24 protein-coding genes are annotated in these 24534 nt (G+C 71.8%); 13 read left to right on the forward strand and 11 right to left on the reverse strand.

What is annotated here, in order from left to right; all coding sequences use genetic code 11:
- Positions 1-154: 154 nt before the first annotated feature.
- From ABD369_RS07170 to ABD369_RS07180, 3 genes are all read left to right on the forward strand, one after another.
- Positions 155-1753, forward strand: a complete 1599-nt coding sequence (locus ABD369_RS07170; RefSeq protein ID WP_344635377.1) for an ABC-F family ATP-binding cassette domain-containing protein — start codon at positions 155-157, stop codon at positions 1751-1753.
- A gap of 329 nt (positions 1754-2082) precedes the next feature.
- The gene (locus ABD369_RS07175; protein ID WP_030285640.1) at positions 2083-2316 is read left to right on the forward strand and encodes a helix-turn-helix domain-containing protein; all 234 of its coding nucleotides are present in this window, start codon (positions 2083-2085) and stop codon (positions 2314-2316) included.
- Positions 2317-2584: 268 nt separating this feature from the next.
- Entirely contained in the window at positions 2585-3388 is an 804-nt protein-coding gene (locus ABD369_RS07180) for an enoyl-CoA hydratase/isomerase family protein (protein WP_344635378.1), read from the forward strand.
- 241 nt (positions 3389-3629) lie between these two features.
- Here the strand turns inward: ABD369_RS07180 and ABD369_RS07185 are convergent, their stop codons facing one another.
- Complete coding sequence (locus tag ABD369_RS07185; protein ID WP_344635379.1) at positions 3630-4391, reverse strand: SDR family oxidoreductase; 762 nt, start codon at positions 4389-4391, stop codon at positions 3630-3632.
- Between the two features lie 102 nt (positions 4392-4493).
- Here ABD369_RS07185 and ABD369_RS07190 point away from each other — a divergent pair, with 102 nt between their 5' ends.
- Entirely contained in the window at positions 4494-5450 is a 957-nt protein-coding gene (locus tag ABD369_RS07190; RefSeq protein ID WP_344635380.1) for an alpha/beta fold hydrolase, read from the forward strand.
- 41 nt (positions 5451-5491) lie between these two features.
- Here ABD369_RS07190 and ABD369_RS07195 read toward each other — a convergent pair whose 3' ends face one another.
- Entirely contained in the window at positions 5492-6316 is an 825-nt protein-coding gene (locus ABD369_RS07195; protein ID WP_344635381.1) for an SURF1 family cytochrome oxidase biogenesis protein, read from the reverse strand.
- 31 nt (positions 6317-6347) lie between these two features.
- Positions 6348-7352, reverse strand: coding sequence for a DEDDh family exonuclease (locus tag ABD369_RS07200; RefSeq protein WP_344635382.1), 1005 nt, complete (start codon positions 7350-7352; stop codon positions 6348-6350).
- Between the two features lie 185 nt (positions 7353-7537).
- Between ABD369_RS07200 and ABD369_RS07205 the strand changes: the two genes are divergently transcribed.
- The 4 genes from ABD369_RS07205 (at position 7538) to moaA (ending at position 11912) form a co-directional block, all read left to right on the forward strand.
- Positions 7538-8581 (forward strand): zinc-dependent alcohol dehydrogenase family protein, encoded by a 1044-nt coding sequence (locus tag ABD369_RS07205; RefSeq protein ID WP_344635383.1) that lies wholly within the window; start codon positions 7538-7540, stop codon positions 8579-8581.
- 215 nt (positions 8582-8796) lie between these two features.
- The gene (locus ABD369_RS07210) at positions 8797-9177 is read left to right on the forward strand and encodes a DUF485 domain-containing protein (RefSeq protein WP_344635384.1); all 381 of its coding nucleotides are present in this window, start codon (positions 8797-8799) and stop codon (positions 9175-9177) included.
- Complete coding sequence (locus ABD369_RS07215) at positions 9174-10802, forward strand: solute symporter family protein (RefSeq protein WP_344635385.1); 1629 nt, start codon at positions 9174-9176, stop codon at positions 10800-10802. Before ABD369_RS07210 ends, ABD369_RS07215 begins: the two co-directional genes overlap by 4 nt.
- Positions 10803-10922: 120 nt before the next feature.
- Positions 10923-11912, forward strand: coding sequence for a GTP 3',8-cyclase MoaA (gene moaA, locus ABD369_RS07220; RefSeq protein WP_344635386.1), 990 nt, complete (start codon positions 10923-10925; stop codon positions 11910-11912).
- 32 nt (positions 11913-11944) lie between these two features.
- On the opposite strand, the gene ABD369_RS07225 is transcribed toward moaA, so the two are convergent.
- The 6 genes from ABD369_RS07225 to ABD369_RS07250 form a co-directional block, all read right to left on the reverse strand.
- Entirely contained in the window at positions 11945-12190 is a 246-nt protein-coding gene (locus ABD369_RS07225) for a hypothetical protein (RefSeq protein WP_344635387.1), read from the reverse strand.
- A 282-nt stretch (positions 12191-12472) separates the two neighbouring features.
- Positions 12473-12802, reverse strand: coding sequence for a DUF3099 domain-containing protein (locus ABD369_RS07230; RefSeq protein WP_344635388.1), 330 nt, complete (start codon positions 12800-12802; stop codon positions 12473-12475).
- A 118-nt stretch (positions 12803-12920) separates the two neighbouring features.
- On the reverse strand, positions 12921-13469 hold the full coding sequence (locus ABD369_RS07235; RefSeq protein ID WP_344635389.1) for an RNA 2'-phosphotransferase: 549 nt from the start codon (positions 13467-13469) through the stop codon (positions 12921-12923).
- Positions 13470-13495: 26 nt separating this feature from the next.
- Positions 13496-14896, reverse strand: coding sequence for a metallopeptidase TldD-related protein (locus ABD369_RS07240; RefSeq protein WP_344635390.1), 1401 nt, complete (start codon positions 14894-14896; stop codon positions 13496-13498).
- Entirely contained in the window at positions 14896-16488 is a 1593-nt protein-coding gene (locus tag ABD369_RS07245; RefSeq protein WP_344635391.1) for a TldD/PmbA family protein, read from the reverse strand. The genes ABD369_RS07240 and ABD369_RS07245 overlap by 1 nt, the downstream gene beginning before the upstream one ends.
- Positions 16489-16749: 261 nt before the next feature.
- Entirely contained in the window at positions 16750-17895 is a 1146-nt protein-coding gene (locus ABD369_RS07250) for an MBL fold metallo-hydrolase (RefSeq protein ID WP_344635392.1), read from the reverse strand.
- Between the two features lie 494 nt (positions 17896-18389).
- Here ABD369_RS07250 and fabG point away from each other — a divergent pair, with 494 nt between their 5' ends.
- Positions 18390-19109 carry a 3-oxoacyl-[acyl-carrier-protein] reductase gene (gene fabG / locus ABD369_RS07255; protein WP_344635393.1) on the forward strand — a complete coding sequence of 240 codons (720 nt, stop codon included), beginning with the start codon at positions 18390-18392 and terminating at the stop codon, positions 19107-19109.
- 3 nt (positions 19110-19112) lie between these two features.
- Positions 19113-19880: an enoyl-ACP reductase FabI gene (gene fabI / locus ABD369_RS07260; protein ID WP_344635394.1), complete on the forward strand. Its 768-nt coding sequence runs from the start codon at positions 19113-19115 to the stop codon at positions 19878-19880.
- 152 nt (positions 19881-20032) lie between these two features.
- On the opposite strand, the gene ABD369_RS07265 is transcribed toward fabI, so the two are convergent.
- The gene (locus tag ABD369_RS07265; RefSeq protein WP_344635395.1) at positions 20033-20707 is read right to left on the reverse strand and encodes a FadR/GntR family transcriptional regulator; all 675 of its coding nucleotides are present in this window, start codon (positions 20705-20707) and stop codon (positions 20033-20035) included.
- 148 nt (positions 20708-20855) lie between these two features.
- Between ABD369_RS07265 and ABD369_RS07270 the strand changes: the two genes are divergently transcribed.
- The 3 genes from ABD369_RS07270 (at position 20856) to ABD369_RS07280 (ending at position 23020) form a co-directional block, all read left to right on the forward strand.
- Entirely contained in the window at positions 20856-22163 is a 1308-nt protein-coding gene (locus ABD369_RS07270; protein WP_344635396.1) for a CynX/NimT family MFS transporter, read from the forward strand.
- Between the two features lie 114 nt (positions 22164-22277).
- Positions 22278-22400 (forward strand): SGM_5486 family transporter-associated protein, encoded by a 123-nt coding sequence (locus ABD369_RS07275; protein ID WP_344635397.1) that lies wholly within the window; start codon positions 22278-22280, stop codon positions 22398-22400.
- 92 nt (positions 22401-22492) lie between these two features.
- Positions 22493-23020: a SixA phosphatase family protein gene (locus ABD369_RS07280; RefSeq protein ID WP_344635398.1), complete on the forward strand. Its 528-nt coding sequence runs from the start codon at positions 22493-22495 to the stop codon at positions 23018-23020.
- A gap of 128 nt (positions 23021-23148) precedes the next feature.
- Here ABD369_RS07280 and serB read toward each other — a convergent pair whose 3' ends face one another.
- Positions 23149-24411 (reverse strand): phosphoserine phosphatase SerB, encoded by a 1263-nt coding sequence (gene serB / locus ABD369_RS07285; RefSeq protein WP_344635399.1) that lies wholly within the window; start codon positions 24409-24411, stop codon positions 23149-23151.
- Positions 24412-24534: the final 123 nt, after the last annotated feature.

The raw sequence follows: 24534 nt of genomic DNA on the forward strand, positions 1-24534 counted from the left end.
CCGCATGGCTGTTTCCCCCGGGCATTAGCGGGCAGCCGGCGCGCCCCTCCGGGTGGTACGCCGACCTCCGCGCGCCGCCCAGTCCCAAGCGCTCCGGCCCTGTGTCAAGTCCAGGTCCAGGTGCCCGCCCACGTCCCAGGAGTTCCTCCCAGCCATGATTTCCGCCAACGCCCTCGAACTGCGTGCCGGTGCCCGAATCCTGATCGAGTCCGCCAACTTCCGGGTCGCCCCGGGTGACCGGATCGGTCTGGTCGGCCGCAACGGCGCGGGCAAGACCACGCTCACCAAGGTGCTGGCCGGCGAGGGCCTCCCGGCCGCCGGTACGGTGACCCGCAGCGGCGAGGTCGGCTACCTGCCGCAGGACCCGCGCACCGGTGACCTCGACGTCCTCGCCCGCGACCGCATCCTCTCCGCCCGCGGCCTGGACACCGTGCTGAAGAAGATGCGCGAGAACGAGGAGCGGATGGCCAACGGCAAGGGCGCCACCCGCGACAACGCGATGAAGAAGTACGCGCGCCTGGAGACCGAGTTCCTCACCAAGGGCGGGTACGCCGCCGAGGCCGAGGCCGCCACCATCGCGGCCGCGCTCGGCCTGCCGGACCGCATCCTCGGTCAGCCGCTGCACACCCTCTCCGGTGGTCAGCGCCGCCGCGTCGAGCTGGCCCGGATCCTCTTCTCGGACGCCGACGTCCTGCTGCTGGACGAGCCGACCAACCACCTCGACGCCGACTCGGTCGCCTGGCTGCGCGACTTCCTGAAGACCTACAAGGGCGGCTTCATCGTCATCTCGCACGATGTCGACCTGGTCGAGACGGTCGTCAACAAGGTGTTCTACCTGGACGCCAACCGCTCCTGCATCGACGTCTACAACATGGGCTGGAAGCAGTACCAGCAGCAGCGCGAGGACGACGAGAAGCGCCGCAAGCGCGAGCGCACGAACGCGGAGAAGAAGGCCGCGACCCTCAACGCGCAGGCCGACAAGATGCGCGCCAAGGCCACCAAGACCGTCGCCGCGCAGAACATGGCCCGCCGTGCCGAGAAGCTGCTCGCCGGCCTGGACGAGGTGCGGCAGTCCGACAAGGTCGCCAAGCTGCGCTTCCCGGACCCGGCCCCCTGCGGCAAGACTCCGCTGACGGCCAGCGACCTCTCCAAGTCCTACGGCTCGCTGGAGATCTTCACCGGCGTCGACCTGGCGATCGACCGGGGCTCCCGGGTGGTCGTGCTCGGTCTCAACGGTGCCGGCAAGACCACGCTGCTGCGGATGCTCGCGGGCGTCGAGGAGCCGGACACCGGCGAGGTGCTCCCGGGACACGGTCTGAAGATCGGCTACTACGCCCAGGAGCACGAGACCCTGGACCCGGACCGTACGGTGCTGGAGAACATGCGCTCCGCCGCGCCGGACACCGACCTGGTGCAGATCCGCAAGATCCTCGGTTCCTTCCTGTTCTCCGGGGACGACGTGGACAAGCCGGCCGGGGTGCTCTCCGGCGGTGAGAAGACCAGGCTCGCGCTGGCTTCGCTGGTGGTCTCCAGCGCCAACGTCCTGCTGCTGGACGAGCCCACCAACAACCTGGATCCGGCCAGCCGCGAGGAGATCCTGGGCGCACTGCGCTCCTTCACCGGCGCGGTCGTCCTGGTCACCCACGACGAGGGCGCGGTCGACGCGCTCCAGCCGGAGCGGATCATCCTGCTTCCGGACGGCGTCGAGGACCTGTGGAGCCCCGCCTATGCGGATCTGGTCTCGCTGGCCTGACCCTGAAGTAGACGCCTAATCAGCGATCCGACGTAGAAACTCTCGTCCTTCGGCGTCTCGGGGAATGAGAGAGCGGAGGATTCCGTTTACCTTTGCCACCATCGGCCCGCCGCTGTTCAAGCGGCGGGCCGATGGTGCTGATCAGCTCTTTCGCCCCGGATGGCTGGATCTGATGGGGGCGCGTGCACCCACGGTGAGCGCCCTTGTGCGCTGTGAGCACCACCGGCAGACTGCGCTTTCCCGGTATCGACCTTGTCGAATGGGTGGCCAGGAGCCTGGCTATGGGTGATCATGGGAATCTGACCGAGCACAGCTACGAGGAGGCACGGGTGGCCGAGACTCTGAAAAAGGGCAGCCGGGTGACCGGTGCCGCGCGTGAGAAGCTCGCGGCCGATCTTAAGAAGAAATACGACTCCGGGGCGAGCATTCGCGCCCTGGCGGAGGAGACCGGTCGCTCCTACGGCTTCGTGCACCGCATGTTGAGCGAATCCGGAGTGATCCTCCGGGGCCGCGGCGGTGCGACGCGCGGCAAGAACAAGGCTACTGCGGCAGCGGGTTCCTGACGCTCCATCACCGAGTGAGCCGGTGCCGCACGCTCACCCTTACAGCGCGCCGAGGCGGCAGGGCGCGCGAGTGCGCAGCATCAGATCCGACAGCTTCAGACGATTCGGCGGCCGGTGCCATCCGGACCGCCGATCGTCATTTCCGCGTGGTATTTCCCGGTCGCGTGAACAAGGTCCTGTCCGGTGGGGGCTTTGATTTGTTACTCTCCAGTAGCTCTGCTGTTCGTCCGCATGTTCATGCACTTGTACGTCTGCTGGAGGTATCGCCATGACCGCTCCCGCCATCGAGCCGGATCCGCAGTGGGAAGAAGCCGGAGTCCGGCTGGAAATCGACGGCGGGACCGCCGTGGTGACTCTCTGCAACCCCAAGCGGCTGAACGCCCAGTCGCCCGCGATGTGGCGGGCGCTCGCCGCCGTCGGCCGTGCGCTGCCGGGGACCGTCCGGGTGGTGGTGCTCAGGGCCGAGGGCACGTCCTTCTCGGCCGGTCTGGACCGGGCGATGTTCACCCCGGAGGGCATCCCCGGCGAGCCCAGCTTCCTCCAGCTGGCGGCCGCCGAGGACAAGGAGCTGGATGCGGCCATCGCCGGGTACCAGGAGGCCTTCACCTGGTGGCGCCGTCCCGACCTGATCAGCATCGCCGCAGTCCAGGGCCATGCGATCGGGGCCGGATTCCAGCTGGCGCTCGGCTGCGACCTGCGAGTGGTCGCCGAGGACGTCAAGTTCGCCATGAAGGAGACCTCGCTCGGCCTGGTACCCGACCTGGCCGGCACCAAGCCGCTGACCGAACTGGTCGGTTATGCAAGGGCCTTGGAGATCTGCGCGACCGGGCGCCAGGTCGGCGCCGAGGAGGCCGTGGCCACCGGCCTGGCCAGCCTCGCCGTACCGGCCGCGGAACTGGACGACGCGGTGAAGGACCTGGCCGCCGCGCTGCTGGCCGCCCCGCGCAGTGCGGTGATCGAGACCAAGGCCCTGCTGCAGGGTGCCGCCGGACGCTCGTACGAGGAGCAGCGTGCGGCCGAACGGGCGGCGCAGGCCCGTCGGCTGCGCGACCTGGCCGGCATCGGCGACTAAGACCGACCGGCAGTAGGGCCCGCGGCGAGCGGCCCGGCCCGGGAACGGCTCTCCCGGGCCGGGCCGCTCGGCTTCTCCCGTCCGTGGCACGGCGGTTCCGGGTGCGGGCACCGGGGCACGGGGGTCGCGCCGGTCGCCCGCACCCCGGTGGAGGCCTTCGGCGGACCGGACCGTCCGGGGCCGAGGGGAACCGGACCGGAGGTGCTGGGCCGCTCCTGCGGTTCCCCGCACCCCTCGGCTGTCACAGGTTCCGCAGGGCGCCGCCGTCGACGGCGATCATCGAGCCGGTGAGGTAGGAGGCGGCGGGGGAGAGCAGGAAGGCGGCGACCTTGCCGAACTCCTCGGGCGTGCCGTAGCGGCCGAGCGGGATCGCGGCCTCGAACTGCCTGCGCGCGCCTTCCGGGTCGCTGCCGGCGGCGTCGAGTTCGCGGACCCGGTCGGTGTCGATCCGGGCGGGCAGCAGGCCCAGTACCCGGATGCCGCGCGGCCCCAGCTCGTCGGCGAGCGACTTGGCGGCCATCGCGAGACCGGGCCGCAGGCCGTTGGAGATGCCGAGGCCCGGGATCGGCTGGCGCACCGAGGTGGAGAGGACGAACCCGATCACGCCGCCGGCATCCAACTCGCCGGCCGCGGTCCGGGCGATCCGCAGCGCGCCGAGGAAGACCGACTCGAAGGCGTCGCGCCAGGACTCGTCCTCGGCGGTCAGGACGGGACCGGCGGTCGGGCCGCCGACGCTGATCAGTACACCGTCGAACCGCCCGAAGCGCTCCTTGGCCGCCGCGATCAGCCGTCCGGGGGCGGTGGGATCGGCGTTGTCGGCGACCACGCCGTGCGCGTGCCCGGGGCCGCCGAGTCCGGCGACCGCGGCGTCCAGCGTCTCCTTGCTCCGGCCGCCGAGTACCACCCGGGCGCCGTCGGCGACCAGTTCCCGTGCGGCGGCCAGGCCGAGCCCCCGGCTGGCGCCGGTCAGTACGTACACCCTCTGCTGAAGTCCGAGATCCATGGGGACATCGTGCCTGATCGGGACGCCGGGCGGGGGAGAGCTTGACCGGGCGCGGACGACAGCTGACAGTGAGTCAGTTGACGTGAACCGGAGGGATCCCGAATGACCGAGATTTCGCACCGCTTCGTGGAGTCCGCCAGCGGTCTTCGCATGCATGTCGCCGAGGCGGGCACCGGCCCGCTGGTCCTGCTGCTGCACGGCTTCCCGGAGAGCTGGTACTCCTGGCGGCACCAGCTCACCGCCCTCGCCGAGGCCGGGTACCACGCGGTCGCGCCGGACCAGCGCGGGTACGGGCGGACCGGCGGGCCCGAGGAGGTCGAGAAGTACACCATCCCGCACCTGGTCGGGGACGCGCTCGGGCTGATCCCGGCGCTCGGTGCGCAGGACGCGGTGGTGGTGGGCCATGACTGGGGCGCGCCGGTCGCCTGGGCCTCGGCGCAGTTCCGTCCCGACCTGGTGCGGGGTGTGGTCGGGCTCTCCGTGCCGCCCGGTCCGCGCAGTACCGCCGCGCCGACTGCCGTGCTGCGGCACCTGTTCGGGGAGGCGTACTACATGCTGTACTTCCAGCAACGGGGCGTTCCCGAGGCGGAGTTGCAGCGCGATGTGCGGGCCGGCCTGCGCAGACTCCTGGGCGGAAGGGGCGAATTCGGGGCGGCGGGTGTGCCGTTGGTGCCGGAGGGCGGCGGGTTCCTGGACATCTTCCGGGATCCGGAGGTGCTGCCGGACTGGCTCACCGAGGAGGACCTCGACTTCTACGCGGCCGAGTTCGAGGAGCACGGATTCGCCAGGCCGCTGAACTGGTACCGCAACCTGGACCGCTCCTGGGAGCTCACCGCGGCATGGCAGGGGGCCCGGATCACGCCGCCCGCCCTGCTCGTGGCGGGGGAGCGGGACGTCGTGGTCGCCAACCGGGCGGCCCAGGACGGCATCGACAGGCTCGCGGAGTTCGTGCCCGACCTGCGGGACGTCGTCTGGCTGCCGGACACCGGGCACTGGACCCAGCAGGAGCGTCCCAAGGAGGTCAACGAGGCGCTGATCGCCTTCCTGGCCGGCCTCTGACCGCAGCGCGGGGTGCCGGCCCCCGGGGACCGGCGGCGGGCTCAGGCTCCCGCTGCGGCGGGCTCGGGCTCGCCGGGCGTCTCCTCGGGCGTCTCGGCGGCCTGGCGTTCCTGGCGCTCCTTGGCCTCGCGGCGGGCGAGGACGACCAGGCCGACCGGGATCAGGGTGGTGAAGAGCCACCACTGGATCGCGTAGGCCATGTGCGGGCCGATGTCCGAGTGCTCGGGGTCGGGCAGCAGCTCGGGGGCGTCGCCGCCGGGGGCGGGTGCGGTGGAGACCAGCTCCAGGTAGCCGCCGAGAACGGTGGTGCCGTTCTCCTTGGCCTGCTGGGCGCTGTTGATCAGCTTGAACTGCCGCGGCGGCAGCCCGCCGCGGTCCTTGATCCCGCTGCTCGCGGTGGTCTCGTCGGCCCGCAGCCGGCCGGTCACCGTGACCTCGCCGGCCGGCGGCTTCGGCACGGTGGGGTAGCTGGTGGCGTCGCCGGGGGAGTCCACCCAGCCTCGGTTCACCAGGACCTCGCCCTTGCCGTCGGCCAGCTTCAGCGGGGTGATCACGAAGAAGCCGACGCTGGTCCCGCCCGGTTCCAGCCGGTTGCGGATGACGAATTCGTGCTCGGCGTCGTACTGACCCCTGGCCGTGACCGCCCGCCAGGTCTCGTCCGTCGGCACGTTGAAGCCCGGGGCGGTCGAGATCGAGTCGAAGGCGACGGGCTCGTCCTTGAGGTTCGTCGCGATGAGCTCGTTGCGGGCCACCCGGGCCTCGTGGCGGTGCAACTGCCAGAAACCCAGCCGGATCATGGTGGGGATCAGCAGCAGGGCGACCAGGAAAATGATCGCCCAACGCCGGGAGAGCAGGAATCGGTACACAATGGCACGCTACGCCCACTTATCCCTCCGGTCAGACACCGGGGTGCGGGGCCACCTCCCGCAGCAGCTGCAGGAAGGCGTCCTCGCCGACCACCGGTGTGCCGTACTCACGGGCCTTGCGGGCCTTTCCGCTCCAGCTGTCCGGCTCGTTGGTGACCAGCAGGCTGGTGAGGCGACTCACAGAGGTGGCGACGTGCAGTCCGGCCTCGACGGCGCGGTCCTCCAGCAGTTCGCGGTCGGTGGCGGTGTCGCCGGTGATGGCGACCCGCATGCCCTGCACCAGCGGGCTGCCGTCCTGCCAGCGTCCGGGGTTCGGGTAGGGGCACGGCGGCCGCTTCCGGCTCGCCCGGTAGGACGAGGACCAGGAGCCCCGGGTGGGGGCCGGGCTGTCCTCGCCGAGGTCGGTGACGGCGACGCAGGTGGTCAGCGGCAGGGGGATGCCGGCCTGCCGGGCGAGGTGCAGGCTGGGCCGGAACGCCTCGGCGAGCACCCGGGCGTCGTCCAGCGCGTTGTGCGCCTGGCGCTGCTGCACCCCGAAGTACTGGGCCAGGGTGGCCAGCTTGCCGTTGGGCAGCGGCAGACCGAGGTCGCGGGAGAGCACCATGGTGCACAGCCGCTGCTCGACGGGGGCGCGCAACCCGGCGCGCGAGTACTCGCGCGAGATCATGTTCCAGTCGAAGAGCGCGTTGTGCGCCACCATCACGCGCCCGCACAGCCGGTCGGCCAGCTCGTCCGCGATCTCCCGGAAGACGGGTGCGTCGGCGAGCATCTCGCGGGTCAGGCCGTGGATCCAGATCGGCCCCGGGTCGCGCTCGGGGTTGACCAGGGTGTACCAGCTGTCGGTCACCTCACCGAAGGCGTCCAGCTGGTACACACCGGCGGAGATGATCCGGTCCGAGCGGCCGAGCCCGGTGGTCTCGACGTCGACCACGGCGAAGCCCTGGCCGCTCTCACCGGTGCGCTGCGCCGGGAGCGGCGCGGTGCGGGTGGAGCCCGCCAGGGCGGAGTCGTCGCCAGTGGACTGGATCGTATGCATGGTCAACCACTCTAAGGGGCCCGCCCACAGGGAAGAGCGACCCGATCGGGTCCACAGGGGCAGGAGTGGCGTACGTGACACCGCGGAATAGAGTGGGCGGCGGGGGAGTCGTACATCCGGGCGAGGTAGCCCAGGCCGTCCGAGCAGGTGACGGCAGTACGTTCAATCGCGAAGGAAGACTCCTCATGCGTGCCACCGTGATCCACGGTCCGAACGACATACGAATCGAGGAAGTGCCCGACCCGAGGATCCAGCGGCCCACCGACGCTGTGGTCCGCGTGGTCAACGCCTGTATCTGCGGCAGCGACCTCTGGGCGTACCGCGGTGTGGCCGCCCGCGAGGCCGGGCAGCGGATCGGCCACGAGTTCCTCGGCGTCGTCGAGGAGGTCGGCTCCGAGGTCTCCGACTTCAAGCCCGGTGACTTCGTGGTCGCCCCGTTCGTCTGGTCCGACGGGACCTGTGACTTCTGCCGCGAGGGCCTGCACACCTCCTGCCCCGAGGGCGGCTTCTGGGGCCAGGTCGGCTACGACGGCGGCCAGGGCGAGGCGGTGCGCGTCCCGTACGCCGACGGCACCCTGGTCCGGCTGCCCAAGGAGGCGGCGGGCGACGAGAAGCTGCTGCCGGGGCTGCTGGCGCTCTCCGACGTGATGAGCACCGGCCACCACGCGGCCGTCTCCGCCGGGGTCAAGGCGGGCGCCACGGTGGCCGTGGTCGGTGACGGCGCGGTCGGCCTGTGCGGCGTGCTGGCCGCGCACCGGCTCGGCGCGGGCCGGATCATCGCGCTCGGCCGCCACCAGGTGCGGACCGACATCGCCCGCAGGTTCGGCGCCACCGACGTGGTCGCCGAGCGCGGCGAGGCCGCGATCGAGGCGGTGAAGGAGCTGACGAAGGGCCAGGGCGCGCACGCCGTACTGGAGGCCGTCGGTACCGAGGAGTCGATGCGCACCGCGATCTCCGTCGCCCGCGACGGTGGCGCGGTCGGCTACGTCGGCGTCCCGCACGGCGGCAGCGCCGGTGTGGACATCGGCCAGATGTTCGGCCGCAACATCTCGCTGAACGGCGGCGTGGCCCCGGCCCGCGCGTACATCCCCGAGCTGCTCCCCGACGTGCTCTCCGGAGCCATCGAGCCCGGCCTGGTCTTCGACCGCACCGTCGACCTGGCCGGGGTGCCGGACGGGTACCGTGCGATGGACGAGCGCACCGCACTCAAGGTGCGGATCGGCTTCTGAGGAAAGGCCCCTGACGGAACATCAGGAGAGGCGGTGCCCGATCGGGCACCGCCTCTCCGGCGTGTCGCGATCGATTTTCGGCCAGATGTCGCCTGCCGCGCCCGGCGGCCTGTGCGCGACCCCCCTGTGGATCTAGCATGCAGCGGCACGTGTGGTGTGACATCCATCACGTCGTATTTGTTCCGTAGTGCACCTCGGACGTCAGGAGGCACCGCATGGACACTCCGCCGAACGAAGAACCGGCCCCGCCCGACGGCCGGCGAATCGCCCAGTCGCAGGAGTTCCGCGAACTGCGCGGATCCTTCCGGGGCTTCGCCTTTCCCGTGACCGCAGGTTTCATCCTCTGGTACCTGCTGTACGTCCTGCTCTCCAGCTACGCCCCCGGCTTCATGGCCACCAGGGTCGTCGGCCACGTCAACGTCGCCCTGGTGCTCGGCCTGCTGCAGTTCGCCAGCACCTTCGCCATCGCCGCGTGCTACGCCCGCTTCGCCGACCGCAGGCTCGATCCGTCGGCCGCCGCCATCCGCGAGAGCCACCGGACCGGTGCCGCGGGCCGCCGGGACACCGCCCGCCTGCCCCAGGAGGCCGCCGAATGACCACCGTCCTGACCGTGTCCCGGACGGCCACCGCAGCGAGCAGCCACCGCGGCCTCACCATGACGCTGTTCGGCGCCTTCGTCCTGGTCACCCTGGTCATCACCGTCTGGGCCGGGCGCCGGACCAAGGGCGCCGCCGACTTCTACGCCGGCGGCCGGGGCTTCAGCGGCCTCCAGAACGGTCTGGCGATCTCCGGCGACTACATGTCCGCCGCGTCCTTCCTCGGCATCGCCGGCGCCATCGCGCTCTTCGGCTACGACGGCTTCCTCTACTCGATCGGGTTCCTGGTCGCCTGGCTGGTCGCGCTGCTGCTGATCGCCGAGCCGCTGCGCAACTCCGGCCGCTACACCATGGCCGACGTCCTCGCCTTCCGGATGCGCCAGCGCCCGGTCCGCACCGCCGCCGGGATCTCCACCATCGTGGTGTCGATCTTCTACCTGCTGGCCCAGATGGTCGGCGCGGGCTCGCTGGTGGCCCTGCTGCTCGGCGTCAGCGGCGAGGGCGCCAAACGCTGGACCGTCGTCGCGGTCGGCGCACTGATGGTGCTCTACGTCGTCGTCGGCGGCATGAAGGGCACCACCTGGGTGCAGATCGTCAAGGCGGTGCTGCTGATCGCCGGGGCCGCGCTGATGACCGTCCTGGTCCTGGCCAGATACCACTTCAACATCTCCAGCCTGCTCGGCGCCGCCGCGGACGCCAGCGGCAAGGCCTCCGCCTTCCTGGAACCCGGACTCAAGTACGGCACCACCGGCACCACCAAGCTGGACTTCATCAGCCTGAGCCTGGCCCTGGTCCTCGGCACCGCGGGCCTGCCGCACATCCTGGTCCGCTTCTACACCGTGCCCACCGCCAGGGCGGCCCGGAAGTCGGTGCTCTGGGCGATCGGGATCATCGGGGTGTTCTACCTGATGACGCTGGCGCTCGGGTTCGGCGCGGCCGCCCTGGTCGGACCCAAGGTGATCAAGGCGTCCAACGCGGCCGGGAACACCGCCGCCCCGCTGCTCGCCCAGGAGCTCGGCGGCGGCGCGGGTTCCGGCGGCGGTGCGGTCCTGCTCGCGGTGATCTCTGCGGTGGCCTTCGCCACCATCCTCGCCGTGGTCGCCGGGCTCACCCTGGCGTCCTCGGCCTCCTTCGCCCACGACCTCTACGCCAACGTGATCCGGCGCGGGCGGGCGGGCGAACAGGAGGAGGTCCGTGCCGCCAAGCTGGCCGCCGTGGCGATCGGCGCGATCGCCATCCTGCTGAGCATCTTCGCCGACCAGCTCAACACGGCCGCGCTGGTCGCCCTGGCCTTCGCGGTGGCCGCCTCGGCCAACCTGCCGACCCTGCTGTACTCGCTGTTCTGGAAGCGCTTCAACACCGCGGGCGCGGTCAGTTCGGTCTACGCGGGCCTGGTCTCCTCGGTGGTCCTGGTGGTCTTCTCGCCGGTGGTCTCGGGAGCCAAGACCTCGCTCCTGCCGCACCGGGACTTCCACTGGTTCCCGCTGGAGAACCCCGGTCTGATCTCGATCCCGATCGGCTTCCTGGCCGGGTGGATCGGCACCCTGCTGGCCAAGGACACCGCCGACCCGGCGAAGTACGCCGAACTGGAGGTCCGCTCGCTCACCGGACTGGGCGCGCACTGATCCGCCGGACGCGCCTTTCGCATGGCGGACGCCTCGAAAGGGTGTCCGATCGCCCGGATAAGCTGGCCCGGCCCGCCGTATGTGGCGGCCGGGTCGGCTTTTCCAGGGAAGGGGGCCGCGATGCTCCTCGACACCTTCGGCCGGCAGGCGGTCGATCTACGGGTCTCCCTCACGGACCGGTGCAACCTCCGCTGCACCTACTGCATGCCCGAGCAGGGACTCCAGTGGCTCGCCAAGCCCGAGCTGCTGACCGACGAGGAGATCGTCCGGCTGGTCACCCTCGCCGTCCGCGACCTGGGCGTCCGCGAGGTCCGCTTCACCGGCGGCGAGCCGCTGCTGCGCCCGGGTCTGGTCGACATCGTGGCCGCCTGTGCCGGGCTCGAACCGCGCCCCGAGCTCTCGCTCACCACCAACGGGATCGGGCTGGCCCGTACCGCGGCCGCGCTCAGGGCCGCGGGCCTGGACCGGGTCAATGTCTCCCTCGACACCCTGGACGCCGAGACCTTCCGTATCCTGACCCGGCGCCACCGCCACCAGGACGTGCTGGACGGGCTGGCCGCGGCCGAGGCCGCCGGGCTCACCCCGGTCAAGGTCAACGCCGTGCTGATGCGCGGCAGCAACGACCACGAGGCCGCCGACCTGCTCGCCTGGTGCCTGGAGCGCGGGTACGAGCTGCGTTTCATCGAGCAGATGCCGCTGGACGCCCAACACGGCTGGGACCGTTCGAGGATGGTCACCGCCGAGGAGATCCTGGACCGGCTGCGGGCGCGCTTCCCGCTCACCCCCGAGCCGTCCGACGGCCGCGGCGCGGCGCCCGCCGAGCGCTGGCTGGTGGACGGCGGGCCGGCCCGGGTCGGTGTGATCGCCAGCGTCACCCGGCCGTTCTGCCGCGCCTGCGACCGTACCCGGCTCACCGCCGACGGCCAGGTCCGCAACTGCCTGTTCGCGACCGGCGAGACGGACCTGCGCGGTGCGCTGCGCTCCGGTGCGAGCGACGCCGAACTCGGCGAGCTGTGGCGGCGGGCGATGTGGGGCAAGAAGGCTGGCGCGGGCATCGACAACCCCGACTTCCTCCAGCCCGCCCGCCCGATGTCCGCCATCGGCGGGTAGCCGGCCACCCCGGAGGGCGCCGCCCGGGCCGGTCAGCCCTGGAAGCCGGCGAGCGGGACGACCTCCTTCAGGAAGCCGCGTACGCCCAGGAACTGGGAGAGGTGCTCGCGGTGCTCGTCGCAGGCGAGCCAGGTCTTGCGGCGGTCCGGCGTGTGCAGCTTGGGGTTGTTCCACACCAGCACCCACTCGGCGGGCTTGCGGCAGCCCTTCCCGGAGCAGACCGGCGGGCCCTCGGGGCCGTCCGGCGCGCCGAAGAGCGGATGCGTGGGGGATTCCATGGGAGCCGTCCTGTCGGTCGCGGTGGCGCTGTGTACCGCCAGTCTCGCATTCACCGCCGGGAGGCCCGACAAGAGGGCATGACGACGCCGGGCAGCCACGGGGGGAGCCGCCCGGCGTCGGTCTGTCGCTCCGACGGGGGATGCGGAGCGCGTACGCAGTATGTCACGGCTCGACCCCCGAATGGCTAGCTCTTTCATGATTAATCTGAGCTGTATCTGAGCTTTCCGGGGTTCAAATGTCGGTAAACGCCAGCAAAACGGACAGCAGTTCTTGAGGCTCTGTCAGCTCTCCTTCGAGGCGCCGCCCCCGCCGGTGCCCCCGGGGCCCAGCATCAGCGGGGTCTCCGGCGGGACCGCGAAGGTGCTCGGGAGGCCGGGAGCCCGCTCCCGGCCGGCGTTGGCGATCAGGACGGCGAAGTACGGCAGCAGCACGGCTCCCACCAGCGCTCCGTAGGCCACCAGCCGCTGCACGTCCCACAACACCACGGCGAGCAGCACGCACACCGTGCGCAGCGACATCGAGATCACGTACCGGCGCTGACGGCTGCGCACGTCGTCGGAGAGGCTGGTGCGTGCTCCGGTGATCCGGAACACCTCGTCGCTCTTGCCCATGGTCCACCGCTCTCGTCCGCACCCGCACCCATCACCGGGTGCGGTCACCTCACCGTACGCCGCGCCCCCTCGCCCCAGCAGGGCGGGGGAGGGGGAGACGCGTGCGCTGGAGCGCGCCCTACCCAAGGGCCCGCAGGTAGCGGGCGGGGACGGCGTCGGTGAGCCAGACGCCGTTGGCACTGACCCGGAAGAGGTGGCCGTCGGCCGACATCGCGGCGGCGTCGACCGCCAGTACGACCGGGCGGCCGTGCCGGGACCCCACCCTGACGGCCGTCCCGGTGTCCGCGGAGAGATGGACGTCCTGCCGGGACATCGGGCGCAGGCCCTCCCGGAAGATGGCGTCCAGCCAGCGCCCGGTGGTGCCGTGGTAGAGCACCGGGGGCGGCTCGGTGGCGGCGAGCTGGAGGTCCACCGCCACCGAGTGGCCCTGGCTGGCGCGGATGGACGCGCCGTCCTCGGAGTAGGCGAAGCGCTTCTTGTCGTTGGTCCCGACCACGAGGTCCAGCTCGGCCCGGCTGAGCCGCCTGCCGTGCCGGGCGAGGGCGGCGAGCAGGCTGTCGACCCGCACCCAGCCGTGCTCGTCCAGGACGACCCCGACCGCGCCCGGGTCGTGCCGCAGCACCCGGGACAGCAGTTTCGAGGTCTTGACCAGCCGTCTGTCGTCCACTCCGGGGTCCTTTCCGTGAACGGGGGCTACGAAGCCTGGCTGACCGAGCTCATGTTGAACCCGTCGACCCTCAGCGGCGGCATCGCGGCGCGGTTGAAGTAGTCGCCCCACTCCCTCGGCAGGCACGGCTCGGTGCGGCCGGCCTCGGTGATCCGGCCGAGCAGGTCCACCGGGGACTCGTTGAACCGGAAGTTGTTCACCGCGCCGACCACCTCGCCGTTCTCGATCAGGTAGACGCCGTCCCGGGTGAGGCCGGTGAGCAGCAGGGTGGCCGGATCGACCTCGCGGATGTACCAGAGGCAGGTGAGCAGCAGGCCGCGCTCGGTGCGCGCGATCATCTCGTCCAGGGTGGGGGCGGCCGACTGGTCGGCCGTCTCCAGGACGAGGTTGTCGACCGGCGGGGTGAGCGGCAGGCCGGTCAGCCGGGCCGAGTGACGGGTGGTGACCAGGTTGGTCAGCTCGCCGTCGCGGATCCAGTCGGTGGCGGTCAGCGGCAGGCCGTTGTCGAAGACCGAGTGGGTGTCGCCGGAGCTGTGTGCGATGACGAACGGCGCCGCCTCCAGGCCCGGCTCGGCCGGGGCGGAGCGCAGGGTCAGCGGCAGCTCCGTGAGCTTCTCGCCGATCCGGGTGGCGCCGCCGGGCTTGCTGAACACCGTCCGGCCCTCGGCGGCGTCCCGGCCCTCGGCGGACCAGTACAGGTAGATCAGCAGGTCGGCGACGGCCGAGGGTGGCAGCAGGGTCTCGTACCGGCCCGCGGGCAGGTCGATCTTCTTCTGGCCCCAGGCGAGCCTGCGGGTGAGCTGCTCGTGCAGCTCGGCCACGTCCACGTCGCGGAAGTCCCGGGTGGCGGCGCCGGCCCAGGCGGAGGTGGTGAGATCGGCGGTCTTGGCGTTGATCTCGACCGAGCCGGTCGGCTGGACGTGGCGCAGCCGCAGGCCGGTGGAGGTGCCGAGGTAGCTGGTGGTCAGCTCGTGGTTGGCGAAGCCGTACAGCAGCTGGCCGGCCGCGCGGGCGCGGGCGAAGGCCTCGCCGAGGGCCGGGGCGAACTCGGTGAAGACCTCGATCGTGGTGACCTCGGGAGCCTTGGTGAAGTCCGGCGAGCAGGGGCGGTCCTCGACCAGCGGCCGGGCGTCCTCGGCCGGTTCGGCGGCGTGCGCGGCCTCCTCTGCGGCCCGGACCAGGCCCTCGACCTCGTCCAGGGTCACCGCCTCGCGGGAGACCACGCCCGAGGAGGCGCCCTGCTCGCCCTTGTCCACGGTGGCGATGACGGTCAGCCGGCGGCCCCGGGTGACGCCGTTGGTGGTGAGCGCGTTGCCCGCCCAGCGCAGGTTGGCGGTGGACTGCTCGTCCGCGATCACCACGCAGCCGTCGGTACGGGAGAGCCCGAGGGCGTGCTCGACCAGCTCGTGGGGATGGGTTGCGTTCATCAGTGACCCGCCTCCTGCTGGGTGTTGAGGACGTTGACGTTGCGGAAGAGCGCGGAGGGGCAGCCGTGGCTGACCGCCGCGATCTGGCCCGGCTGGGCCTTGCCGCAGTTGAAGGCACCGCCGAGCACATAGGTCTGCGGGCCGCCGACGGCGCTCATCGAGCCCCAGAAGTCGGTGGTGGTGGCCTGGTAGGCGAAGTCCCTGACCTGGCCGGCGAGTTCGCCGTTCCTGATGGCGAAGGCGCGCTGGCCGGTGAACTGGAAGTTGTAGCGCTGCATGTCGATCGACCAGGAGCGGTCGCCGACGATGTACAGGCCGTTCTCCACGTCCGCGATCAGGCCCGCGGTGTCGGGGCCGCCGACGGCCGGCTGGAGCGAGACGTTGGCCATCCGCTGCACCGGGACGTGCGCGGGGGAGTCGGCGAAGGCGCAGCCGTTGGAGCGGCCCAGGCCCTGCTGCCTGGCCATCGCCCGGTCCAGCTGGTAGCCGACCAGGATGCCGTCCTTGACCAGGTCCCAGGACTGGGTGGCCACGCCCTCGTCGTCGTAGCCGATGGTGGACAGGCCGTGCTCGGCGGTGCGGTCGCCGGTGACGTGCATCAGCTCGGAGCCGTACCTGAGCGAGCCCAGCTTGTCGATGGTGGCGAAGGAGGTGCCGGCGTAGGCGGCCTCGTAGCCGAGGGCGCGGTCCAGCTCGGTGGCGTGGCCGATCGACTCGTGGATGGTCAGCCAGAGGTTGGACGGGTCGATCACCAGGTCGTAGCGGCCGGCCGCCACGCTCGGCGCCTTCATCTTCTCGGCCAGCAGCTCGGGGAGCTCGGCCAGTTCGGCGTCCCAGTCCCAGCCGGTGCCCGTCAGGCCGCGCCCATCGGGGGACGACCCCCGAACCCCCGCGAGATATTCCCAACCCCGGCCCACCGGCGGGGCGATGGTGCGCATCGAGTCGAAGGCGCCGCCCTGCTCGTCCACCGAGGTGGCCTCCAGCCACGGGTGGAGCCGGATGCGCTGCTGGGTGGTGACGGTGCCCGCGGTGTCGGCGTAGAACTTGTTCTCCTGCACCGTCAGCAGGTTGGCCTGGACGTGCGAGACGCCCTTCGCGGCGAGCAGCCGGCCGCTCCACTCGGCGAGCAGCGCGGTCTTCTCGGCCTCCGGCACGTCGAACGGGTTGATCTCGTACGCGGAGACCCAGGTGGCGTCCGCGTGCACCGGCTCATCGGCCAGCTCCACCAGGTCCTTCGCCCCGGCGGCGTGGCTGATCCCACCGGAGAGCCGGGCCACCGCCACGGCCTGCTCGGCGACCCTGGCGGCGGCGTCCGCGGTGAGGTCGACCCCCGCGGCGAAGCCCCAGGAGCCGTCCAGCAGTACCCGGACGGCGAAGCCGAGCTGGACGCTGTCGGCGGAGCCCGCCGGGCGGGCGTCGCGCAGCCGTACGGACGCGCTGCGCACCCGCTCCAGGCGGAAGTCCGCGTGGCTGACGCCGAGTTGACGGGCCCGGCTGAGGGCGGCGTCGGCGAGCGTACGCAGCGGGTAGGCGAGGAACTGGGGGTCGACGGCGCGGCTGTGCGGCGTGCCGGCGCTGGCTGTGGGCGGCATCTGGCTCCCCGGATCGGGTCGATGGTCGGAGTACGGGTAACTCGGTACAGAGTTACCCGCATCGCATCATGTCCGTTCCAACGGGATATCAGCCAGGCAATTTCGGCCACCGCTAGGCACGGGGCTGCGGACGGAGCGCCGGAGCCACGCGCAGACCCCGGGCGAAGTCGCGGGCCCGGGTGGGCGGTTGACCGGGCGGAGTCCCTGGAGGAGCCGCCCGGCGAGCACCCGAGGAGTCCGCCCGCCCCGGAAGGCCGGGGCTCAGGCGATGCCCTCCCACCAGTGGTCCAGCTCCGGCGGGTTGTCGACGTCGACGCGTTCGCCGGGGCGGGGGACGGCCAGCGGTACGCCCTGCTCCTTGGTCTCGGCGATCAGGCGCTCGATCGGTTCGGCCCACGGGTGCAGCCCCAGGGTGAAGGTGCACCAGTGCACGGGGACGAGCAGCCCGGCCCGCAGGTCGAGGTGGGCCCGGACGGCGTCCTCGGGGGTCATGTGGATGTCGGCCCAGGCCTGGTCGTACGCGCCGACCTGGACCAGGGCGGCGTCGAACGGCCCGTGCCGCTCACCGATCTCCGCGTAGCCCTCGAAGTAGCCGGAGTCGCCGGTGTAGTAGACCTTGCGGCTCGGCCCGGCGATCACCCAGGAGCCCCAGAGGGTGGTGTTGCGGGTGGTGCCCCGGCCGGAGAAGTGGTGGGCGGAGGTCAGGGTGAGGGTGAGCTCGCCGAGGGTGCAGGTCTCGTCCCAGTCCAGCTCGATGATCCGGTGCTCGGGCACGCCCCAGCGCCGCAGGTGGCCGCCGATGCCCAGCGGCACCGCGAACGGCGCGGACTGCCCGGCCACCAGCCGCTTCACGGTCGCCATGTCCAGGTGGTCGTAGTGGTCGTGCGAGATCAGCACCGCGTCGACCTGCGGCAGGTCCTCCAGCTCGACCGGGACCGGGTGCACCCGCTTCGGGCCGATCTGGGACACGGGGGAGCAGCGCTCGCTCCAGACCGGGTCCAGGAGGACCCGCTGGCCCTCGATCTCCACCAGCGCGGAGGCGTGCCCGTACCAGGTGATCTCGATGCCCTCGGTGGCGGGACGACGGGCGCCGCCCTCGGGCACGACCACCGGAACCGGCCGGACGGGCTGCCGGCCCTCGCGTTCCAGGATCAGCCGGCGCAGGGTGGAACGGTCGGTCGGCGGGCCGGGCGGCGTCGCGGAGGCCAGCGCGGAGGGAGCGTTGTGGAAGACACCGTCGCGGAACTGCGGGGAGTTGCGGATCCGCTCGTCGCGCGCGTCCGGACGGCGCCCGAAGGCGGCGGGCACTTCGCGCAGCGCCCAGGCGGTGGCACCGGCCGCCAGGGCCAGGGCGGTGATGGCCGGAAGCCGCAGGCGACGGCCGTTGCTCGGGTGTGCCTTGCTCATCCGCTCTCTTCGCTTTCCTTGTCGCCGGTGGTGGGCGGTGACAGCTCATCGGCCCGCTCGCGGGCGGTCCTGCCGCAGACGGCAACCATGCCCGGCCGCGGGGGTGTGAGCAACCCTGCGACCGCGAAACCGGACGCGGACGCGGTAACTTCACCAACTTCACCGCGCCCGCGCATACGTGTACGGCCGGCGGCTGCCCGGGGCCCGTTGGACCATCCCGGTGTGCAACGGGCCCGGTGGGGCCGGTGTTCCCGCCTCGTACCGGTTCTCCGGGGCGACCGGCGGGCTCTTCGGCGCGGATCCGCTCCGTGCACGCATTGTCGGAACACCACAGATCACGGTGGGCGGACCTGTCGGAGCCCGATTCGCCGCAGTCTGGGCGGGACCGATAGCGTCACACTGCGTACGCGTTCACTGCGAGCGTTCGCGACCAGGGCGGCACCCCACGTGCCGACCCGCAGAGGTCGTCGACAACTACGGAGAGAGGTGGATCGTTGAGCCGCTCGGTTCTGGTCACCGGAGGTAACCGGGGCATCGGCCTCGCGATCGCCCTTGCCTTCGCCGAGGCAGGGGACAAGGTTGCCATCACCAGCCGCTCGGGAGAGGTCCCCGAGGAGCTGGCGAAGCACGGTGTGATCGCCGCCCGCTGCGACATCAACGACGCCGAGCAGGTCGACGCGGCCTTCACCGAGGTCGAGGCCCAGAACGGCCCGGTCGAGGTGCTGGTCGCCAATGCCGGCATCACCAAGGACACCCTGCTGCTGCGGATGTCCGAGGAGGACTTCACCTCGGTCCTGGACACCAACCTCACCGGGACCTTCCGGGTGGTCAAGCGGGCCGCGGCGAAGATGCTGCGGGCGCGCAAGGGCCGTATCGTGCTGATCTCCTCGGTGGTCGGTCTGACCGGCTCGCCGGGCCAGGTCAACTACGCGGCCTCCAAGGCCGGCCTGGTCGGCTTCGCCCGTTCCCTGGCGCGCGAGCTCGGTTCCCGCAACATCACCGTCAACGTGGTCGCCCCCGGCTTCGTGGACACCGACATGACCGCGGTGCTCACCGAGGAGCGGCGCAAGGAGATCGTCTCCGGGGTGCCGCTGGGACGTTACGCCGCACCGGCCGAGATCGCGTCGGCGGTGCGTTTCCTCTCCTCGGACGAGGCCGCATACATCACCGGAGCCGTCATTCCCGTGGACGGCGGATTGGGCATGGGTCACTGAAACATGAGCGGAATCCTTGAGGGCAAGCGCATCCTGATCACGGGTGTGCTGATGGAGTCCTCCATCGCCTTCCACACCGCCAAGCTTGCCCAGGAGCAGGGCGCCGAGATCATCCTGACGGCGTTCCCCCGGCCCAGCCTGACCGAGCGGATCGCCAAGAAGCTCCCCAAGCCGGTGAAGGTGCTGGAGCTCGACGTCTCCAGCGAGGAGCAGCTGGCGGGCATCGCGGACAAGGTGCGCGAGCACCTGCCGTCCCTGGACGGCATCGTCCACTCGATCGGCTTCGCCCCGCAGGACGCGCTCGGTGGCAACTTCCTGAACACCCCGTGGGAGTCCGTGGCCACCGCGATGCAGGTCTCGGCGTTCTCGCTGAAGTCGCTGACCATGGCGCTGCTGCCGCTGATGCAGGACGGCGGTTCGGTGGTCGGCCTGACCTTCGACGCGCAGTTCGCCTGGCCGAAGTACGACTGGATGGGCCCGGCCAAGGCCGCGCTGGAGGCCACCTCCCGCTACATGGCCCGCGACCTGGGCGAGCGCAACATCCGGGTGAACCTGGTCTCGGCCGGCCCGATCGGCTCGATGGCCGCCAAGTCCATCCCGGGCTTCTCCGACCTGGCCGCCACCTGGGACAGCCGCTCCCCGCTGAAGTGGGACCTCTCCGACCCGGAGCCGGCCGGCCGCGGTGTGGTCGCGCTGCTCTCGGACTGGTTCCCGAAGACCACCGGTGAGATCGTCCACGTGGACGGCGGTCTGCACGCCATCGGCGCCTGACCGACCCACCAGCACCAGCACCAGCAGCAGCACCAGCACCAGCCCCGGACCCCCGCGGTCCGGGGCTGACGTGTTCTGCGGAGCCGGCCCGGGGCCGACGTGTCCCCGGTGGCGGGCCGGAGCGGTGGTCGGGCCTCGGCGGCGCCGGAAGGTCAGGCCTCGGCGGTGCGGCAGGCGCCGATCGCCCGGCCCGCCTCGGCGGCGGCCCGCTGGGCGTCCCCGTCCCGGATCGCCTCCAGGATCCCGTCGTGGCCGAGGTACTTCTCCGGGACCAGCTCCGGCCCGACGTCGTGCCGCAGATGGGCCCGCAGCACCTCGCCGAGGTCGGCGTAGATCGCCGAGATCACGTCGTTGTGGGCCGCCGCCACCACCGCCTGGTGGAAGGCCGCGTCCGCCTGCACGAAGTCCTCCGGATCGCCCGAGGACCAGGCCGCCTCCCGGCGGGCCAGCGTGGTCCCCATCAGCGCCAGGTCGCGCTCGCTACGCCGGTCGGCGGCCAGTCCCGCGGCCGCGCTCTCCAGCATCGACCGCAGTTCGGCGACCTGGTCCTGGTCGGCGTCCGCGAACCGGCGGTGCATCACACCGGCCAGCTCGCTGGTGGCCAGCACATAGGTGCCCGAGCCCTGGCGGATGTCCAGCAGCCCGTTGTGCGCGAGCGCCCGTACGGCCTCCCGGACGGTGTTGCGCGCCACCCCGAGCTGCTCGACCAGCTCCGCCTCGGTGGGGATCCGCGAGCCGACCGGCCATTCGCCCGAGGTGATCTGGGCGCGGAGCTGCGCGATCACCTGGTCGGACAGCGGTGTTCGCCGGGTGGCTGACAGCACCATGGACTCTGTCTCCTGCTGTGTGAGGGGCTGCTGCTGGGTGGAGGGCTGCTGTTGAGGGGCCGTCGCGGCCCTGGACGGTGATGAAGACCCGATGAAGCTCAGGATACCGGCGTGCGGTAATTCATCCCATGATTCTATGATGGGCGGCATGTCCACCGCCGCAGACACCACCACCGACCCGCGCGCCACCGCGCGATCCGCCGAGAACCACCCGACCGGGACCACCGCCGCCGACACCGGAGCCGACCGGCGCGGCCTGCCGGCCGTGCTGCTGGCCGTCGCGATCGCCGCCGCCGCGCTCAACCTCAGACCGGTGGTCACCAGCCTCGGACCCCTGCTCGACAAGGTCCGGGCAGACCTCGGGATGAACGCCACCGTCGCCGGGCTGCTCACCGCGGTACCCGCGCTCTGTTTCGCGGTCTTCGGCGTCGCGGCTCCGGCACTGGCCCGGAAGGCCGGCCCGATCGCGGTGGTCACGGCCGGGATGGGCGCGATCGTGCTGGGCGTGGTCACCCGTTCCTTCGCCGGGGGAACGGCGCTCTTCCTGCTGCTCACCGCCGTCGCCCTGGCGGGTGTGGCGGTCTCGAACGTACTGCTGCCGGTGGTCATCAAGCGCTACTTCCCCGACCGGGTCGGTCCGATGATCGGTCTCTACTCGATGTCGCTGTCGGCCGGCACCTCGCTGGCCGCCGCGGTCACCGTCCCGGTGACCACCGCCCTGGGCGGCGACTGGCGGGCCGGTCTGGGCGTCTGGGGCCTGCTCGGGCTGGCCGCCCTGGTGCTCTGTCTGGTGACGCTCCTGCTGCGGCGGGAGAAGGGCACCGGCGGCCGGGCCGAGCAGGGGGCCGCCAGGCTGCCGATCCGGCGCAGCCGTACCGCCTGGGCGCTGGCCGCCTTCTTCGGCCTGCAGTCCACCAGCGCGTACGCCGCCATGGGCTGGCTGCCCAAGATCTACCAGGACGCCGGGGTGTCGGAGAGCGCCTCCGGGGTGCTGCTGGCGCTGGTGATGGCGATCGGCGTCCCGGCCTCCTTCGTGCTGCCCAGCCTGGCCGCCCGCCGCGGCGACCAGCGGTTGTTCGTGGTGGTGCTCGGCCTGTGCGGGATCCTCGGCTACGTCGGCCTGGCCTTCGCCGCGGGTACCGCCTCCTGGCTCTGGGCCGTCCTGGTCGGACTGTCGATGTGCGCCTTCCCGCTCGCACTGACCATGATCGGTCTGCGTGCCAGGACCCCGGGCGGGGTGGCCCAGCTCTCGGCCTTCGCGCAGAGCCTCGGGTACCTGATCTCCATCCCCGGCCCGATCCTGGTCGGCGGCATCTACGGGGCCACCGGGTCCTGGTACCTGCCGCTGGCCTTCCTGGCGGCACTGCTGGTCCCGCAGATCCTGGTCGGCATGCGCGCGGCCCGGGCCAGGCACATCGAGGACGAGGTCCCCGCCGAGGCGCCGGCCGCCGGCTGACCCGGGGCCTGCCCGGCGCACCGGCGGCAGGAGCCGGTGCGCCGGCACCAAGCGCAGGTCAAGAGCCGTACCCCGGTTTCCGCCCGGCGGGTTCCGGATGCGAGACTCGGCACCATGCCCGTTCTCGAACCGAATCCGCCGAATGGCCAGAAGAAGCTGCTGGCGCTGCTCGGCGTGATCGCGGCGATCGTCGTCGTGGTGTCGATCATCGCCAGCGTCGCCCAGAGCATGGGCTGACCCGAGGCCGCTCCCGGGTGCTCCACTCCTGCGGGTGGTGCCGGTCTGGGGCACCGCGCCCGACGGCGGATTTTCTGCGAAGCTCTGGGAGTATGAGCGCCGACATGCCCCGCAGGATCATCGTTCTCCGCCACGCCAAGGCCGACTGGCCCAACCAGGTGGACGACCACGAGCGGCCGCTCGCCGACCGTGGCCAGACCCAGGCGAAGGAAGCCGGCGAGTGGCTCGCCGACTCCGGCATCAACCCCGACCTCGTGCTCTGCTCCTCCTCGGTGCGGACCCGGGAGACCTGGAAGCTGGCCGTCCACGGGCTGCCCAAGCGGCCTCGGCGGACGGTCTACGAGGAGCGGCTGTACGAGGCCAGCGCCGGTGAGATCATCACGGTGCTGCAGGAGACCCCCGACGAGATCACCGACGTGCTGCTGGTCGGCCACAATCCCGGGGTGCTCGGGCTGACCCAGGTCCTGGCGGGCGAGGAAGGCGATCCGGACGCGCTCAACCGCCTGCGCCTGGGCGGCTTCCCGACGGCGGCGGTCGCGGTGCTGAGCTTCACCGGTTCCTGGAAGGACGTCGAACCGGGCGTGGCGAAGCTGGAGACCTTCCACACCCCGCAGGACTGAGCAGCGCTTCTGCGAGAGCGGCCCCGGGGGCGCGGGGCAGTGCGCGTGCGGCCGGCCCTGCGGGGGCGGGGGCGGACCCGCGTCCGACCGGCCGGTCGCCCGGCTCCCCGCGCCCCCCGGTGTGCCGCTCAGTCCACCAGGTCGGCGGCCTCCACCTCCTCGCGGGTGATCCCGAGCAGGTAGAGGACGGTGTCCAGGAAAGGCACGTTGACCGCGGTGTCGGCGGCCTCCCGGACCACCGGCTTGGCGTTGAACGCGACCCCGAGGCCGGCCGCGTTGAGCATGTCGAGGTCGTTGGCCCCGTCCCCGATCGCCACCGTCTGCTCCAGCGGCACCCGGGCCTGCTCGGCGAACCGCGTCAGCCAGCGCGCCTTGCCCGCCCGGTCCACGATCTCCCCGGTGACCCGGCCGGTGAACTTCCCGTCCTCGACCTCCAGGGTGTTGGCCGCGGCGAAGTCCAGCCCCAGCAATTCCACCAGGTGGTCGGTGACCTGGGTGAACCCGCCGGAGACGATCCCCACCTGGTAGCCGAGCCGCTGGAGCGTACGGATCAGGGTGCGGGCGCCCGGCGTCAGCCGTACCTCGGAGCGGACCTTGTCCGTCACGCTCGCGTCCAGCCCCGCCAGCAGGGCGACCCGGGCCCGCAGCGACTCCGCGAAGTCCAGCTCGCCGCGCATCGCGGCGGCGGTCACCTCGGCGACCCGTGCCTCGCAGCCGGCGTGCGCGGCGAAGAGCTCGATCACCTCGTCCTGGATCAGGGTGGAGTCCACGTCCATCACGACCAGGCGCTTGGCCCGGCGCTGCAGCCCGGCCTGGATCACGGCGATGTCCACCCGCTGCGCGGCCGCCTCGACGGCCAGTTCGGCGCGCAGCCGCTCGGTGGCGACGCCGGAGACGGCCAGTTCGACCGCGGTCACCGGGTACTTGGCCAGCCGGAAGACGCGGTCGATGTTGCCGCCGGCCTCGGAGACCCGGTTGGCCAGCGCCGCGACGGCGGTGGCGGTCAGCGGGTGCCCCAGCACGGTCACGTGCGAGCGGCCCTCGCGGCGGGGGCGGTTGTCGCCGGTACCCGAGATGATCTCGGCCTGGAGCCGGAGGCCCTCGGCCCAGCGGTGCACGGTGACCCGGAGCGTGCCCTCGGCACTCTGGGTGGCCGGGGGAGTGATCAGGGCGCACAGCGTTATCCGGCCACGGGTGACCACCTGTTCGATGTCGATCACGTCGACACCGAACTCGCCGAGGGTGGCGAACAGACCCGCGGTGATACCCGGGCGGTCCTTGCCGAACACCTTGACCAGCAGGGTTCGCTCGTCGTCGGCGCCGCGCTGCACGAGCGGGGCGGGGGGCTGCGAGGCGGGGAGGGGCTCAGCGGCCGGAGGCGTTGCGTTCATGGTGATTCCCACGCTACCGGGCCCCCGCGTCCGCGCACCGCACGCGTCCGGAGCTTGGACCTCCCCGCGCAGCCACCCGGGCCGGCCGCCAGGGGCGCAGGGAAGGCGTAGCAGTCCTCCGGC

It is taken from the genome of Kitasatospora cystarginea (assembly GCF_039533515.1).
Taxonomy (GTDB): domain Bacteria; phylum Actinomycetota; class Actinomycetes; order Streptomycetales; family Streptomycetaceae; genus Kitasatospora; species Kitasatospora cystarginea.